This window comes from Altererythrobacter chaiwopuensis (genome assembly GCF_054957755.1).
Genome location: NZ_JBTXJG010000001.1, coordinates 2,101,446 through 2,114,642, shown reverse-complemented (window position 1 = coordinate 2,114,642; position 13,197 = coordinate 2,101,446). Strand labels below are relative to the sequence as shown.

Here is a 13,197-nt window from a genome sequence, read left to right as displayed (position 1 = left end):
GTCATTGCGAGGAGCCGCGCTGGCGGCGACGCGGCAATCCATTGTCCAGACAATCGCTAGGTCGCAACGGCAGAAACTGGATTGCTTCGCTTCGCTCGCAATGACGAGTATCTAGACCCGAGCTACCGTCCCCGCGCTTACCCGCCACACTGCCGCTTCCTCCAGGATATCCTGAAACGGTGCAGGCTCGGTGCCGGTAAGCCACACTTGCGCACGGCCTTGCCTGAGGCGCTGGAACAGCGCCGCGCGGCGGACCGGATCGAGATGCGCCGCGACTTCATCCAACAGCAGCACACCGGGGCGCCCCTCTGCCGCAAGTGCGGCATGGGCAAGAGTAAGCGCGATCAGCATCGCCTTTTGTTCGCCGGTTGAACAGGATGCAGCAGGCTGGCCGCTACCCGACATGACTACGTTCAGCTCGTCGCGATGCGGGCCGGTGAGCGTGCGCCCGGCGGCGCGATCCCGGCTGCGCTGGCGGGCCAGCTCGGTGCGCAATTCCTCGCGCCCGGTCGGCCCGCCGGGAAGATAGGTAAGGATCGGCTTGGCAAAGGGGGCATCGGGCAGGGCGGTCAGCTCGTCCGCCAGCGTGGAGACCAGCGCCATGCGCCCCGCCGCCACCGCCGCGCCGTGCTCTGCCACCTGCGCTTCGATCGCGTCGAGCCAGGTGGCATCGCGGCTTTCCTCGATCAGCTTGTTGCGCTCGCGCAGAGCGGCCTCGAAGCGCGAGGCATGGCGGGCGTGCGCAGGATCAACCGCCAGGGCCAGCCGGTCGAGATAGCGCCGCCTTGCGCCCGCGCTGTCCATGAACAGCCCGTCCATCGCCGGGGTTAGCCAGCCGATCGCCAGCCATTCGCTTAAGGATTGCGCGCTTGCCTCTGCACCATTGACGCGGACAAGCCGCCTGCCGGGCCGCTCATGCTCGACGAATGTGCCGATGCGCGCGCTTTCATGGTCCTGTTCGATCAGGCTGGCGCCAATCTGGAATGCGCCGCCGCCATCCGGGCCGGGCAGGTCCGCCAGATGCGCGCGGCGCAATCCGCGCCCGGGTGCCAGCAGCGACAACGCCTCGAGGATATTGGTCTTGCCCGCGCCGTTTTCGCCCACCAGCAGGTTGAGCTGGCGCGTCCCGCGCAGATCGGTCTGGCGGTGATTGCGGAAGTGGGAAAGGGCGATGCGGTCAAGCGTCATAGGCAATTCCGGCGCTTAGCATTTCGCGCCGGTTTGGCCACGCTTGGCTCTACCGAAATCACCGATCCTGAAATATGGTGAAAAATACCAAACTTTCGGATTGATGAATGGGCGGTTCATGAGGGGAAGCTCACGAAATCGCAGAATTCCGCCATTTTTTGAATTTGGCACGCCTCCTGCAAAGTATCTGGCATCAAGCGAAATGGTTCGCTGGAACATTACAAACTGGAGTAAAATCGATGTTTTTCAATTCTGACACTTCGAACAAACTGTTCGCCGCCATCTGTTCACTGGTCATTTCGGCTGCCGTGATGGCTGCCACGATCATCCCCGCCAGCCCTGCCGGTCTGCTTGCCTGATCAATCGGGCATCACTTTAAATTCCAAGGAGTAACCCCATGTTTACCCGTTCCGATATCGGCAATCGCATCTTCGCCGCTGTCATGTCGTTCGCCTTCACTACCGTCATCATGGCGACGCTGATCGATTATGCCACCCCGATGACAGGAGTTGTCGCATGAGCAAGCTCGACCGCAAGCCAGTAGTAAGCACGCCGAACGGCGGCTTCCACCTCGACAAGGCCGATGGCAAGATCTTCGGCGTTTGCGCAGGGATCGGCAATTATTTCGGGATCGACCCGCTGGTCGTCCGCCTCGGCTTTGTCCTGGGCACGCTGATCGGCTTCGGCAGCTTCATCCTGATCTACCTGGCGATCGCGCTGATCGCAGATTGAAGGAGCGGCGACTTTAAGCTGACCCGGTTTTCAGGGCAGCCGCGCCTTTGACAGACTTATGGAAAACCGGGAGGGGCCAGCTTGGCCCCTCTTTCGTTTCAGCGACGCATCAAGTCGCTTACATCGCCGAAATACCGCCATCGAGCTTGATTTCGGCCCCGGTCATAAAGCGGCTTTCGTCGCTGGCCAGATAAACCACAGCATTGGCGATATCATTGGGCTCGCCCACGAATTTGAGCGGAATCTGCCGCGCCAGCTTTTCCAGCAGCACACCCTTGTCGAGATTGTGGTGCCGCGCGGTGCCATCAAGGATCGGCGTGTCGACAAAGGTCGGGTGCACCGAATTGCAACGGATCTGCATGTTGTTCTTGGCACAATGCAGCGCGATCGATTTCGACAGCATCCACACTGCTGCCTTGGAGGAATTATAGGCCGGCATGGTATCACTGGCGATCAGACCCGCGATCGAACTGATGTTGATGATCGAACCTGGCGCGTGCTCACGCATCAATGGCAAGGCCGCCTGGCAGCCGTGAAAGATCGAATCGACATTGACCGAAAAGCAGCGCTTCCAGTCTTCGAACTTGCAGGTTTCGATATTGCCGCCCACACCGATTCCGGCGTTGTTGACCAGCACGTTGAGCCCGCCAATGTGTTCGCGTGCGGCATCGACGGCGGCGTCCCACTGCGCGCGGTCGGTTACGTCATGCTGGATGGCAAAGGCGGTGCCTGCGCCAAGGTCGGCATTGATCGCATCGGCGGTTTCCTGCGCGCCCGCCCAGTTGATGTCGGTCAGCAGCACGCGCGCGCCTTCTTCCGCCAGCCGCCGCGAATGCGCTGCACCCAGCCCCTGTGCTGCGCCCGTTACCAAAGCGAGCTTGCCCGCACATCTTCCTGCCATAAGTCTCAATCCTCTCCGATAAATCCAGTTGCCATCATCAACATGGCAATGCGCACATCGACACCGTGGCCCTTCGCGCGCCAATCCGCAACGAATTGCGGCAGCTCGCGCAATTTTACGCGGTGTACGGTGATATCCTCGCTGGCGGTGCCGCCACCTTCGCCGACCTTGGTCAGGCCATGCGCCCGCAGCAAGGTGAAGCTTTCGGACACCATGCCGGGCGAGGAATAGAATTCACCCAGATTTTCCATCCGGGCGGCGCGATAGCCGGTTTCTTCCTCCAGCTCGCGCATTGCGGCATCTTCTGCCGCCTCGCCCGCCTTGCCTTCATCATCGCCGATCAACCCGGCAGGAATTTCAAGGCAGATCCGGCCCAGCGGCACGCGATATTGCTCCACCAGTATGACATGGCCGTCATCGTCGATCGCGATGATCGCGGCGGCACGGATGCCGCGCGCGCGGGCAACATATTCCCACCGCCCGCGGGTCTTGGCGGTGATGAATCTGCCCTGCCATTCGATGTTTTCGGGCTTGTTCGCGTCAGGATCGCTCATGGGTGGAGCGTTTAGACTTCGATCAGGCGGTCAGGCAACTCGTTGCGGTCATCGGCATTGCGCGGGAAATGTTCGGCCAGAACCCTGGCCACATCGCGCACGCCCGCAGCCATTCCTTCGGCGATGCAGCCCTGGCCAATATCCTTCAGCATGTCGGCCATCGCCTCGCCCCACACCTCGGCAGGAACTTTGGCCGCGATCGGTTCATCTGCCACGATCTCCGCGCGGTGTTCGCGCATGGAGAGATAGATCAGCACGCCGGTGCGGCCATGGGTGCGCCGCTCTGCGCCGACCTTGAAGTGCCTGATCGCGGCCTCATGCGCGCGGGCGGTTTTGAGCGGGGAGGGGATCAACGCGAATTTGAGCGGATCCCATAATTGCACCGCCCACATCGCGGCAAAGGCGATGAGGCCAAGTGCAATGGTCATGCTGGCCAGCTCGCCTGTGGTCCATTCGTGTGTCCAACCGCCAATCAAACTGTCCCACAGATCCATGAAGGGCAGGGGAAAGAGTGCAAACAGGCTCATAGCGGTAAAGCTGGCGACTGCGGCCCACAGCAAGGCAACATCACCATAGCTGTCCGACCGGTCGGCCAGGACGGTCACGATTTCGCCGCTGGTGGTCAACTCTGCCGCGCCAACCGCGTCAGACACGATCTTGTGTTGCTCTGGTGTCAGATAGCGCCCCATCTACCATCCCCCCGAGGCGCCGCCGCCCCCGAAACTGCCGCCGCCGCCGGAAAAGCCCCCGCCGCCGCCGAAGCCACCGCCGCCGCCCCAGCCATCGCCATCGGAAAGCGCCCCGCGCACGATCGCGCTGCCCACTTCCCACAGGATGATGTCACCCACCGTGTCGCTCACGCCGCGATAGCGCCGCTTGCGCCGCCGCCCGCGCAGCATCGGCAGGATGAAGAAGAAGAAAATGATCGCAAACCAGATCAGAGCGCCAACCGGGAAGCCGCTGTCGCGCTCGCGCGCCTGGCCCGCTTCGGCGGCAATCTGGCGCGCCTCGTCCTCGGGCAATTGCAGCTGCTGGATGATTGCATCAGCGCCTGCCACGATCCCGCCGGGCATGTCGCCCTCGCGAAAGCGCGGCAGGACGGCGTTCTGGATAATCAGCGCTGACAGCGCATCGGTGAGATAGCCTTCGAGGCCATAGCCCACTTCGATCCGCACCTTGCGTTCATTGGGCGCAACGATCAGCAGCGCGCCATCGTTGCGCTCCGCATCGCCGATACCCCAGGCGCGCCCAAGCTGATAGCCATAGTCGGAAATGTCATAGCCCTGCAGGTCGGGCACGGTGGCGACGACAAGCTGGCGCTGCGATTGTGCTTCGAGCGCTTCCAGCTTCTGGACCAGTTCGGCCTCGACCTGCTCAGGAATGATATCAGCAGCGTCGACCACGCGCCCCGACAGCGCCGGAAATTCCGGCTGCGCTGCCAAGGGAGACGCGATCAGCGCCGCTAGAGTTGCGGCGAGAGCAATGATCGAGCGAAGCACCGGCGCTTAGTTCGAAGTCAGGTCAAGCTCGGGCGCGACCTCAGCACCTTCGCTCACAGCCTCATATGGCACCAGCGGCTCGGCCCCGTGGATCACCGTCGCGCCGATGATGTCGGGAAAGGTGCGGATGGTGGTGTTATACTGGCGCACCGCTTCATTATAGTCGCGAATGGCCACCGCAATGCGGTTTTCCGTGCCTTCGAGCTGGCTCTGCAGCGCAAGGAAATTCTGGTTTGACTGGATCGTGGGATAGGCTTCAAAGCTCGCCAGAAGCCGACCAAGACCCTGGCCCAGCTGTGCCTGAGCAGCCTGGAACTCGGCCATTTTTTCGGCATCGCCCAGATCGTTGGCATCGATATTGATGCTGGTGGCGCGCGCACGCGCTTCGGTCACTTCGGTCAGGATACCGCGCTCATTCTCAGCCGCGCCTTGCGCCACTTCGGCAAGGTTGGGGATGAGGTTGGCGCGGCGCTGGAACTGCGCCTCCACATCGGCCCATTTGGCCTTGGCATTTTCTTCAGCGGTAGGGACCGAGTTGATGCCGCAGGACGCAAGCCCCAGCGAAGCGGCCGCAACCAGCACCAAGCGGCGAAATGAAGTGAAATTCATCGAAAACCCTCTCTGAAAAGGCCCAAGGGAGTGGGCCTGACATACCTGTATTGCAGATATAGAGCACCCCCGATCAATTTCAATGTGTGGAAAATCGAGCGAGCTGCGGACTTGGCAAGCACCTGGCACAGTGCAAGATTGCCCAGCACCAAGGGATCAGAGGAGGACAGGATGCTGTCGGAATTCAAGGAATTCATTGCCAAGGGCAATGTGCTGGAACTGGCCGTGGCGGTCATCATCGCCGGGGCCTTTGCGGTGATCGTGGCATCGATGACGTCAGACGTGATCATGCCGATTGTCGGCGCGGTGTTCGGCAATGTCGATTTCAGCGACAAGTATCTGGTCCTGAGCGGTGAAGTGGAGGCGGGCATGACCCTTGCGGCGGCACGCGAAGCGGGTGCCAATGTGCTGGCTTGGGGCGTCTTCGTCACCTCGATCATCAACTTCCTGATCCTGGCGCTCATAATCTTCCTGCTGGTGCGTTATACCAACAAGGTGAAGGAGCGTTTCGAGAAGAAGGAAGAACCCGCAGCCGAAGAACCCGCTGGCCCATCCGAGATCGACCTGCTGATCGAGATCAGGGACGCGCTGAAGAAGTAGATTTCCCTTCGTCATTGCGAGCGGAGCGAAGCAATCCAGTGGGCTACTTTCTGGATTGCCGCGTCGCCTGCGGCTCCTCGCAATGACGATACACTTTAAGTTCAGCATTTTCTCGCTATATAGGGCGTGTCGGGCAACCGACTATGGCGATAAATTGCGGCGTGCAATAGGCACAACGGACCCGGGGGCAGTACCCGGCGGCTCCACCACAAAACCCGGCAATTTCCGGGGCTTATGACGGGGCCGAACCAGGATCGACGTGTGTTGAAAGACGTTGTTTTTGCCCGGGCTGAGTACCCCGTAAAACTGTTCAAAACACACAAGTGCCAACGATAACGAAGCACTCGCTATTGCTGCGTAATTTGACGGCCTAACGGCCTGAATTTACAAAGCTAAAGCGCGGTTGGACCGACCGGGCAACAGAACGGATACCGGGCGTCCGGAGGGAACGTAGCAACAGAATCCCTCCACCCATTTTGCCGTCAGGCGGCAGCGCGATACGCGCCTCAGTCAAGCAGCCAATTGTAAACACTTGCTATTGCCCAGGCCGCAACGCCTGCAATGACTGACCAGGCTATCAGGCCATAGAAGAATCCACCCCAGTTCAACTGCCAGGCCATTTGTCCGAAATCGGCATGAACCATGTGCCCGCTCATCTGCATCATCGGCATCGGCATCGCCGCTACAAACGCGCTGCAGATAACCCAGAACACAGCAAAGACGAGCAATGTCGCGAGGCCAAATTTGTTTGAGTCGATTTTCATGATCGTTCTCCTCTCCAATGCGGACCGTATATCACAGTTGCATAGGGCCGAGTCTGATTGCTTTGTTATCGGCGCAAAGTCAGGAGAATGCGGGTAATGGCGCGAAGGGCGCGTTTTCGCAGGCTACCTGCCCATTAATCCTGGGAGTTTGCCTCGCGCTCGCGCTTTTCCTGCTCATAGCGGATTGCGTCGAGGATCTTTGCGCCGCCCAGGAACACCGCGCCTGCGGTGGCTGCGAACAGCAGATAGCCGCCGACACCGGGATATTGCACTGTGTAGTGCGCGCCGCGGGTCATTGCGCCCAAGGCCAGGGCATAGATGATCAGATACGCTTCCCAGCGCGTCTTGATCACGAACAGCCGACCGATCTTGCGCAGCATGTTTGCCCTTTCGCCATTTCGCCGCACAGGGTGCGACTGGTTAACAAAAGGTTATCCTATGGATTACCAGTGCGCTGTCCAGTGCGTTAACCTAGTTCGGTGAGTTCCAGCGCTTCGAGCAGGGCAAAACGTGCCGATGTGACACTGTTCTTCAGCGTTTCGCTACCGAGATCGGCCGGATCGACCTGCTCAGGCCAGTTCGCGGCGATAACCGACTCGATTCGGGCGGCTTTGGCCTCATCAAGCAGGAAGCGCGGATCGATCGCGGACGGATCGGCCACCACACGCAGCCGCAGGCAGGCGGGCCCACCACCATTGGCCATCGACTGGCGCACGTCGACCGGTATCACCTGCCGGATCGGGCCGTTTGATGCCATCATCGCCTCGCACCAGCGCCAGACGATGGGCGAATCGCGGCATTCCTCAGGCACGATCAGCGCCATCCCGCCTTCGGGCAGGGTGACGAGCTGCGCATTGAACAGGTATGTCTTGATCGCTTCGGCCAGGCTCACCGCGCTATCGGGCACTTCGACTACCTGGAGCGCAGGAAAGGCTTTGCGCATCGCATCATAGGCGCCCTGCCGGTCGGCAAAGGCGAGTTCATGCGCGAAGATCACATTCTCATTGGCCACCGCGACCACGTCATTGTGGAACGCGCCGGCCTCGATCGCTGCCGGGTTCTGTTCCACAAACACGGTGCGTGCCGGATCAAGCCGATGCAGGCGGGCGACTGCGCGGCTGGCCTCGATATGCTGGCGGGCGGGAAATCTGCCGCCGCGTTCGCCATAGACGAACACCTCGACCCCTGCCTCGCCATGCCCGGCGCAAAGCCGCATGTGGTTGGCCGCGCCCTCGTCGCCGAAACTGGGCGGCACCGCATCATGCACGGTGAAATACTCGCGATTGCCGAAAGCGATATCGAGCTGCCGCTTGGTGTCGGGCCATTCCTGTGCCCGGTGGACCATGGTGACGAGGTTCGCCGGGGTAAAGTGGCACTTGCCGTCGGCGGTGTCGGGCGCGGGGCTGACGGTCGCGGCATTGGCGGTCCACATCGAGGAGGCTGACCAGGCGGCGGCGAGCAGCGCGCGTTCGGCGCTCTGGTCCACCGCCAGCGCGCGCAGCAGGCCGTCATTGGGGCGGGGCAGGGGCAGCAGGAAGCCCTGCACACCCAATCGCGCCAGATTGCCGCGCATCTTGGCTATGCCCTGCAAGGCAGCGGCGCGCGGGTAGCTGGAATCGCCCTTGTGGCTGGCGCTGGCGATATTTCCCAGGCTGAGGCCCGCATAATTGTGCGAAGGGCCCACGATCCCGTCAAAATTGATTTCAGTGAGCCGCATTCAAAAATACCTTTGATCGTCATTGCGAGGAGCCTGGAGGGCGACGCGGCAATCCATGAAGTGAGGTCGCGTCAGGTCGCTAACTTTGGCCATGGATTGCTTCGCCTGCGGCTCGCAGTGACGAATTCCAATCATCGGACCACGCTCCACACCGTGTCGCCGCGCTTTACATCAAGTGCATCGGCAGCCGAGGAATCGATCGAAATCGTGCCATCCTTCTTGATCTTGCGCGCGCCGTAGCAAGCGCGAAAGCTGCTGAGCCTTCCAGTGGCCAGGATCGCGCGTTCGCCCTGATCCAGATTGACGTCGGAAACCTGGTGCGCTTGCGCTTCCTTGACGCTTTTCACTTCGTCAGTCCGCGCTGTCATGGTGGGCCCGCCATCGAAAATGTCGACATATTGCTCGTAGCGGAAACCCTCGTTTTCAAGCATGCGCATTGCGGCGCGACCGGTAGGGTGAGGCACGCCGATCACGCTGCGGGCATCGTCGTCAAGCATGGCGATATAGACCGGGTGCTTGGGCATCAGATCGGCAATGAACTGGTTGCCGTTGATGGCATTGAAATAGTCTGCTTCCTGGAAGTTCATCCCGAAAAAGCGGCCCGCGACCCCGTTCCAGAAGGGCGATCCGCCGCGCTCGTCGATGATCCCGCGCAGCTCGGCCAGCACACGGTCGGCAAAGCGGCGGCGATGCGTGGCGATGAACAGATAGCGGCTGCGTGCGAGCAGCAGGCCCAGTCCACCAGCGCGCTCATTTGGGTGCAGGAACAGTCCGCCGACTTCGCTCGAACCTTCAAGATCGGTCACCAGGCTCAGCAGTTCGGCGCGCACCGTGCGGTCAAGTTCCTGCGAATATTGGGTCAGCGTGTTGAGACGATACGAATAGAACGGCCAACGCTGGCCCACATTGGTCATCAATTGGCAGGTGCCTCGGATGGTGCCCGTCTCGGCATTTTCCAGCACCAGGACGAATTGCTCGTCAGCCAATTCATCGCTGTCATTGGCGAAGCCCTCGCTAGCGCGCGCCAGCTTGGCGGCCAGCGCAGAGCGATCGGGCGGCAGGTTGGTAAAGCCGCCGCCGGTTAGCTTGGCCATTTCATACAGCGGTTCAAGATCGTCAGCGCGCGCGGCGCGCAGGCGGAAGGTCAATAGAGTTCTCCATTGGCAATGCGGGTGATGACTAGAGCGGAAAGTGCGGCACGTTCGGCCAGGCTGGGCACGATCAGGAATTCCTGCGGCGAATGGATTGCGCCCCCGCGCACGCCCATCGTATCGACCACGGGCACGCCGCAGGCGGCGATATTGTTGCCGTCGCACACGCCGCCGGTAGATTGCCAGCGGATGTCCTGGCCCAGCTCGGCGCCGCATGCCTTGACCAGATCGAACAGCGCTTGCGCGCGCGCGTCAACCCTCTTGGGCGGGCGGGTCACGCCGCCATGGCGGTGGACGCCAACTTCGTGCTTGCGCTCGATCGCGTGCAGGACTTCGGCGAGATTGCGCTCGAACGCTTCCATCGCCGCGGTCGATTTGGGGCGTATATTGAAGCGCAGCACCGCGTTATCGGGCACGACATTGTTCGCCGCGCCGCCTTCCAGCTTGGCCGGGTTCACGGTCAGGTCAGCATGTTCCATCGCCTTCAGCCGCAAGATCAGATCCGCCGCCGCTACGATCGCATTGCGGCCCTCATGCGGGTTGCGCCCGGCATGTGCACTTTTGCCGGTGAAGCTTATCGAATAATTCCCCGTGCCGCCGCGCTCATGCGCCAGGGTACCGTCAGGCAAGGCCGAGGGTTCATAAGTCAGCGCGGCTAGCTTCCCCTGCGCCAGTTCGGCGATCAGACCAGCGCTCGCCAGCGAGCCGGTTTCCTCGTCAGAATTGATCATCACGTCATAGCCGAGCGAGCCGATCGCGCCGGTTGCCTCGACCGCCATGAGCGCGTGGAGGATTACCGCGATCCCGCCCTTCATATCGGCCACGCCGGGGCCGTTTAGCGTGTCATCGTCGAGCCATTGCTGCTGCTGGAACGGGTGATCTGCCGGGAACACGGTGTCCATGTGTCCAGTGAACAGCAGGCGGCGATTGGCCTGGGGGCGCACCCGCAGCACCATGTGCCGCCCATGCGGCTTTGCGAACTCGCGGCCCGTGCTGTCGATCGCGGTAACCGGCGCCGGATCGACCAGCTCGATTTCGCCCGGCAATGCGGAAAAGGCATCCACCAGCGCTTCGGCCTGCCTTGCCAGCCCTTCCAGATTGGCGGTGCCGGTGTTGATCGCGCCCCATTCCTGCACCTGCCCGAGCATGGCAGTGCCATCGATCCGCTCGGCCAGGGCGGCGGCGCTGGTGGTTGAGGTTTGTTGCATCTGTTACCGCTCTAGCGGCGCGGCGGGCCAAGGCCAAGATGCCACTGCGCAAACTCCTGTTAGCGGTTGCAATGACGGGGCGCTTTGGCCATAGCCCGCGCCAATCCTCCCCGGGAAACTGGCTGAAAACCCGCTTGCCGCGCGCCGGCGAGCCCAATGTGCGAGGAATCTGTGAGCGAATATGTCAACCGCGCCGGGATCGAGATCGATTCGAGGCTTGCCCAATTCATCGAAGGTGAAGTCTTGCGCCCGCTGGGGCGCGATGTCGCGGCTTTCTGGAGTGGCTTTGCTGCGCTTCTAGGCACCTTCGCGCCGCGCAACCGCGCGCTGCTGGCGAAGCGCGACGAACTGCAGGCCATGATCGACGCCTGGCACAGGGAACGGCGCGGCAAGCGGCTCGACAGCCAGGAATACCAGGCCTTCCTGCGCGAGATTGGCTATCTTGTGCCCGAACCGGATGATTTCATTATCGGCACGCAGAATGTCGATCCCGAAATTGCGACGATGGCCGGGCCGCAGCTGGTGGTGCCGATGCTCAATGCGCGTTTCCTGCTCAATGCTGCCAATGCGCGCTGGGGCAGCCTGTATGATGCCTTCTATGGCACCGACGCACTCAATGCGCCGCCTGCGCGGCCAGGTGGTTATGACGAGGAACGCGGCGCTGCGGTGATCGCGCGCGGGCGTGAATTTCTGGATCAAGCGCTGCCGCTGGTGGGCCAGAGCTGGACCGATGTTGCTGACGAGCATGATGGCAAGCTGCAGGACGAAAGCCAGTATATCGGCAAGACCGGACGCGGGCTGCTGTTCAGGAACAACGGCCTGCATATCGAAGTGGTGTTCGACCGCGATCATCCGGTCGGCAAGACCGACAAGGCGGGCATTGCTGACATCATCTGCGAAGCCGCGCTGACCACGATCTGCGACTGCGAGGATTCGGTCGCTGCGGTCGATGCCGAAGACAAGCTCAATGCCTATTCCAACTGGCTCGGCGTGATCCGCGGCGATCTGGAGGAAAGCTTCGACAAAGGTGGGCGCACGCTCACCCGCAAGCTCGCTGAAGACGTGCATTATACCGATCGCGAGGGCAATTCCCACAGCCTGCCCGGGCGCAGCCTGCTTTTCGTGCGCAATGTCGGCCATTTGATGACGAACCCGGCAATCAGGCTGGCTGATGGCGGCGAGGTGCCGGAAGGTATCATGGACGCAGTCTTCACCAGCGCAATCGGCGCGCTCGATGTCGAAGGCCACGGTCGCTATCGAAACTCGAAAACGGGCAGCATCTATATCGTCAAGCCCAAGATGCACGGGCCGGAGGAATGCGCCTTTACCAATGATCTGTTCGACGCGGTGGAGGACCTGCTGGCGCTTCCCCGTCACACGATCAAGGTTGGCGTGATGGACGAGGAGCGGCGCACCAGCGCCAATCTCGGTGCCTGTATAGCGGCGGTGAAGGACCGTGTGGTGTTCATCAACACCGGCTTCCTCGACCGTACGGGGGACGAGATCCACACCTCGATGCAGGCCGGGCCGATGGTCCGCAAGGCGGAGATGAAGGCATCGAAATGGCTCGCCGCATATGAGAAACGCAATGTCGCGATCGGCCTCAGGCATGGGCTTTCAGGCCGCGCGCAGATCGGCAAGGGGATGTGGCCCGCGCCCGATCTGATGAAGCAGATGATGGTAGAGAAGATCGGCCACCTCAAGGCGGGCGCGAACACCGCCTGGGTGCCTTCACCCACTGCGGCAACGCTCCACGCGCTGCATTACCACCAGTGCAATGTCTTTGCCGAGCAGGCCGGGCTGGGTGAAATTCCGCCGCTGGGCGATCTGCTCACCATTCCGCTCGCCGAAGGCACCAACTGGTCCGAAGATGAGCTGCGCGAGGAACTGGACAACAATGCGCAAGGGTTGCTGGGCTATGTCGTGCGCTGGATCGACCAGGGCGTGGGTTGCTCAAAGGTACCTGACATCAACGATGTCGGCCTGATGGAAGACCGCGCGACCTTGCGCATCAGCTCGCAGCATATGGCCAACTGGCTGCTGCACGGCGTGGTCAGCAAAGACCAGGTGAGGGATTCGCTGCGGCGCATGGCGGCCAAGGTGGATGGCCAGAACGCCGGTGATCCGCTCTACACGCCGCTGGTCGGCAATGAGGACGGCCCTGCCTTCCGCGCCGCCTGCGATCTGGTGTTCAAGGGTGTGGAGCAACCTTCGGGCTATACCGAGCCGCTGCTGCACCACTGGCGACAGGTCAGGAAGGCGGGTTAGATACCG

General features: G+C 61.7%; 16 protein-coding genes and 1 other RNA gene. 6 read left to right on the top strand and 11 right to left on the bottom strand.

Annotated elements, in window-relative coordinates; all coding sequences use genetic code 11:
* Nucleotides 1–111 precede the first annotated feature (111 nt).
* A complete protein-coding gene (gene recF, locus ACX2DJ_RS10430; protein ID WP_462572463.1) occupies nt 112–1,188 on the bottom strand; it encodes a DNA replication/repair protein RecF in 1,077 nt (358 codons plus the stop codon).
* A gap of 239 nt (nt 1,189–1,427) precedes the next feature.
* On the opposite strand from recF, the gene ACX2DJ_RS10425 reads away from it, so the two are divergent.
* From ACX2DJ_RS10425 to ACX2DJ_RS10415, 3 genes are read left to right on the top strand one after another with little or no spacing between them, the layout of a single operon-like run.
* The gene (locus tag ACX2DJ_RS10425) at nt 1,428–1,547 is read left to right on the top strand and encodes a recombination protein F (protein ID WP_462572462.1); all 120 of its coding nucleotides are present in this window, start codon (nt 1,428–1,430) and stop codon (nt 1,545–1,547) included.
* Nucleotides 1,548–1,585: 38 nt separating this feature from the next.
* On the top strand, nt 1,586–1,708 hold the full coding sequence (locus tag ACX2DJ_RS10420) for a hypothetical protein (RefSeq protein ID WP_462572461.1): 123 nt from the start codon (nt 1,586–1,588) through the stop codon (nt 1,706–1,708).
* On the top strand, nt 1,705–1,920 hold the full coding sequence (locus tag ACX2DJ_RS10415) for a PspC domain-containing protein (RefSeq protein WP_462572460.1): 216 nt from the start codon (nt 1,705–1,707) through the stop codon (nt 1,918–1,920). Before ACX2DJ_RS10420 ends, ACX2DJ_RS10415 begins: the two co-directional genes overlap by 4 nt.
* 118 nt (nt 1,921–2,038) lie before the next feature.
* On the opposite strand, the gene ACX2DJ_RS10410 is transcribed toward ACX2DJ_RS10415, so the two are convergent.
* The 5 genes from ACX2DJ_RS10410 to ACX2DJ_RS10390 form a co-directional block, all read right to left on the bottom strand.
* Nucleotides 2,039–2,821: an SDR family oxidoreductase gene (locus tag ACX2DJ_RS10410; RefSeq protein WP_462572459.1), complete on the bottom strand. Its 783-nt coding sequence runs from the start codon at nt 2,819–2,821 to the stop codon at nt 2,039–2,041.
* 5 nt (nt 2,822–2,826) lie between these two features.
* Nucleotides 2,827–3,375 (bottom strand): NUDIX hydrolase, encoded by a 549-nt coding sequence (locus tag ACX2DJ_RS10405; protein WP_462572458.1) that lies wholly within the window; start codon nt 3,373–3,375, stop codon nt 2,827–2,829.
* Nucleotides 3,376–3,386: 11 nt separating this feature from the next.
* Entirely contained in the window at nt 3,387–4,064 is a 678-nt protein-coding gene (locus ACX2DJ_RS10400) for a TPM domain-containing protein (RefSeq protein ID WP_462572457.1), read from the bottom strand.
* Nucleotides 4,065–4,817: a TPM domain-containing protein gene (locus tag ACX2DJ_RS10395; protein ID WP_462572456.1), complete on the bottom strand. Its 753-nt coding sequence runs from the start codon at nt 4,815–4,817 to the stop codon at nt 4,065–4,067.
* A gap of 63 nt (nt 4,818–4,880) precedes the next feature.
* A complete protein-coding gene (locus tag ACX2DJ_RS10390; protein WP_462572454.1) occupies nt 4,881–5,483 on the bottom strand; it encodes a LemA family protein in 603 nt (200 codons plus the stop codon).
* Nucleotides 5,484–5,654: 171 nt separating this feature from the next.
* Here ACX2DJ_RS10390 and mscL point away from each other — a divergent pair, with 171 nt between their 5' ends.
* The gene (mscL, locus tag ACX2DJ_RS10385; protein WP_462572453.1) at nt 5,655–6,083 is read left to right on the top strand and encodes a large conductance mechanosensitive channel protein MscL; all 429 of its coding nucleotides are present in this window, start codon (nt 5,655–5,657) and stop codon (nt 6,081–6,083) included.
* A 90-nt stretch (nt 6,084–6,173) separates the two neighbouring features.
* Nucleotides 6,174–6,517, top strand: a transfer-messenger RNA (tmRNA) gene (ssrA, locus tag ACX2DJ_RS10380).
* A gap of 72 nt (nt 6,518–6,589) precedes the next feature.
* On the opposite strand, the gene ACX2DJ_RS10375 is transcribed toward ssrA, so the two are convergent.
* The 5 genes from ACX2DJ_RS10375 to ACX2DJ_RS10355 all read right to left on the bottom strand — a co-directional run bounded on the left by ACX2DJ_RS10375 (nt 6,590) and on the right by ACX2DJ_RS10355 (nt 10,923).
* On the bottom strand, nt 6,590–6,847 hold the full coding sequence (locus ACX2DJ_RS10375; RefSeq protein ID WP_462572452.1) for a DUF5676 family membrane protein: 258 nt from the start codon (nt 6,845–6,847) through the stop codon (nt 6,590–6,592).
* A 134-nt stretch (nt 6,848–6,981) separates the two neighbouring features.
* Entirely contained in the window at nt 6,982–7,227 is a 246-nt protein-coding gene (locus ACX2DJ_RS10370) for a hypothetical protein (protein ID WP_462572451.1), read from the bottom strand.
* A gap of 86 nt (nt 7,228–7,313) precedes the next feature.
* Nucleotides 7,314–8,564 (bottom strand): N-succinylarginine dihydrolase, encoded by a 1,251-nt coding sequence (locus tag ACX2DJ_RS10365; protein ID WP_462572450.1) that lies wholly within the window; start codon nt 8,562–8,564, stop codon nt 7,314–7,316.
* Between the two features lie 131 nt (nt 8,565–8,695).
* Complete coding sequence (locus tag ACX2DJ_RS10360; protein WP_462572449.1) at nt 8,696–9,712, bottom strand: arginine N-succinyltransferase; 1,017 nt, start codon at nt 9,710–9,712, stop codon at nt 8,696–8,698.
* Nucleotides 9,709–10,923, bottom strand: coding sequence for a hydrolase (locus ACX2DJ_RS10355; protein ID WP_462572448.1), 1,215 nt, complete (start codon nt 10,921–10,923; stop codon nt 9,709–9,711). Before ACX2DJ_RS10355 ends, ACX2DJ_RS10360 begins: the two co-directional genes overlap by 4 nt.
* Before the next feature lie 171 nt (nt 10,924–11,094).
* Between ACX2DJ_RS10355 and ACX2DJ_RS10350 the strand changes: the two genes are divergently transcribed.
* Nucleotides 11,095–13,191 carry a malate synthase G gene (locus ACX2DJ_RS10350; protein ID WP_462572446.1) on the top strand — a complete coding sequence of 699 codons (2,097 nt, stop codon included), beginning with the start codon at nt 11,095–11,097 and terminating at the stop codon, nt 13,189–13,191.
* The last annotated feature ends 6 nt before the right edge of the window (nt 13,192–13,197 follow it).

Coding starts and splice junctions, on each gene's coding strand:
- recF (WP_462572463.1), bottom strand. CDS start 1,188: ATGACGCTTGACCGCATCGCCCTTTCCCACTTCCGCAATCACCGCCAG.
- ACX2DJ_RS10425 (WP_462572462.1), top strand. CDS start 1,428: ATGTTTTTCAATTCTGACACTTCGAACAAACTGTTCGCCGCCATCTGT.
- ACX2DJ_RS10420 (WP_462572461.1), top strand. CDS start 1,586: ATGTTTACCCGTTCCGATATCGGCAATCGCATCTTCGCCGCTGTCATG.
- ACX2DJ_RS10415 (WP_462572460.1), top strand. CDS start 1,705: ATGAGCAAGCTCGACCGCAAGCCAGTAGTAAGCACGCCGAACGGCGGC.
- ACX2DJ_RS10410 (WP_462572459.1), bottom strand. CDS start 2,821: ATGGCAGGAAGATGTGCGGGCAAGCTCGCTTTGGTAACGGGCGCAGCA.
- ACX2DJ_RS10405 (WP_462572458.1), bottom strand. CDS start 3,375: ATGAGCGATCCTGACGCGAACAAGCCCGAAAACATCGAATGGCAGGGC.
- ACX2DJ_RS10400 (WP_462572457.1), bottom strand. CDS start 4,064: ATGGGGCGCTATCTGACACCAGAGCAACACAAGATCGTGTCTGACGCG.
- ACX2DJ_RS10390 (WP_462572454.1), bottom strand. CDS start 5,483: ATGAATTTCACTTCATTTCGCCGCTTGGTGCTGGTTGCGGCCGCTTCG.
- mscL (WP_462572453.1), top strand. CDS start 5,655: ATGCTGTCGGAATTCAAGGAATTCATTGCCAAGGGCAATGTGCTGGAA.
- ACX2DJ_RS10375 (WP_462572452.1), bottom strand. CDS start 6,847: ATGAAAATCGACTCAAACAAATTTGGCCTCGCGACATTGCTCGTCTTT.
- ACX2DJ_RS10370 (WP_462572451.1), bottom strand. CDS start 7,227: ATGCTGCGCAAGATCGGTCGGCTGTTCGTGATCAAGACGCGCTGGGAA.
- ACX2DJ_RS10365 (WP_462572450.1), bottom strand. CDS start 8,564: ATGCGGCTCACTGAAATCAATTTTGACGGGATCGTGGGCCCTTCGCAC.
- ACX2DJ_RS10355 (WP_462572448.1), bottom strand. CDS start 10,923: ATGCAACAAACCTCAACCACCAGCGCCGCCGCCCTGGCCGAGCGGATC.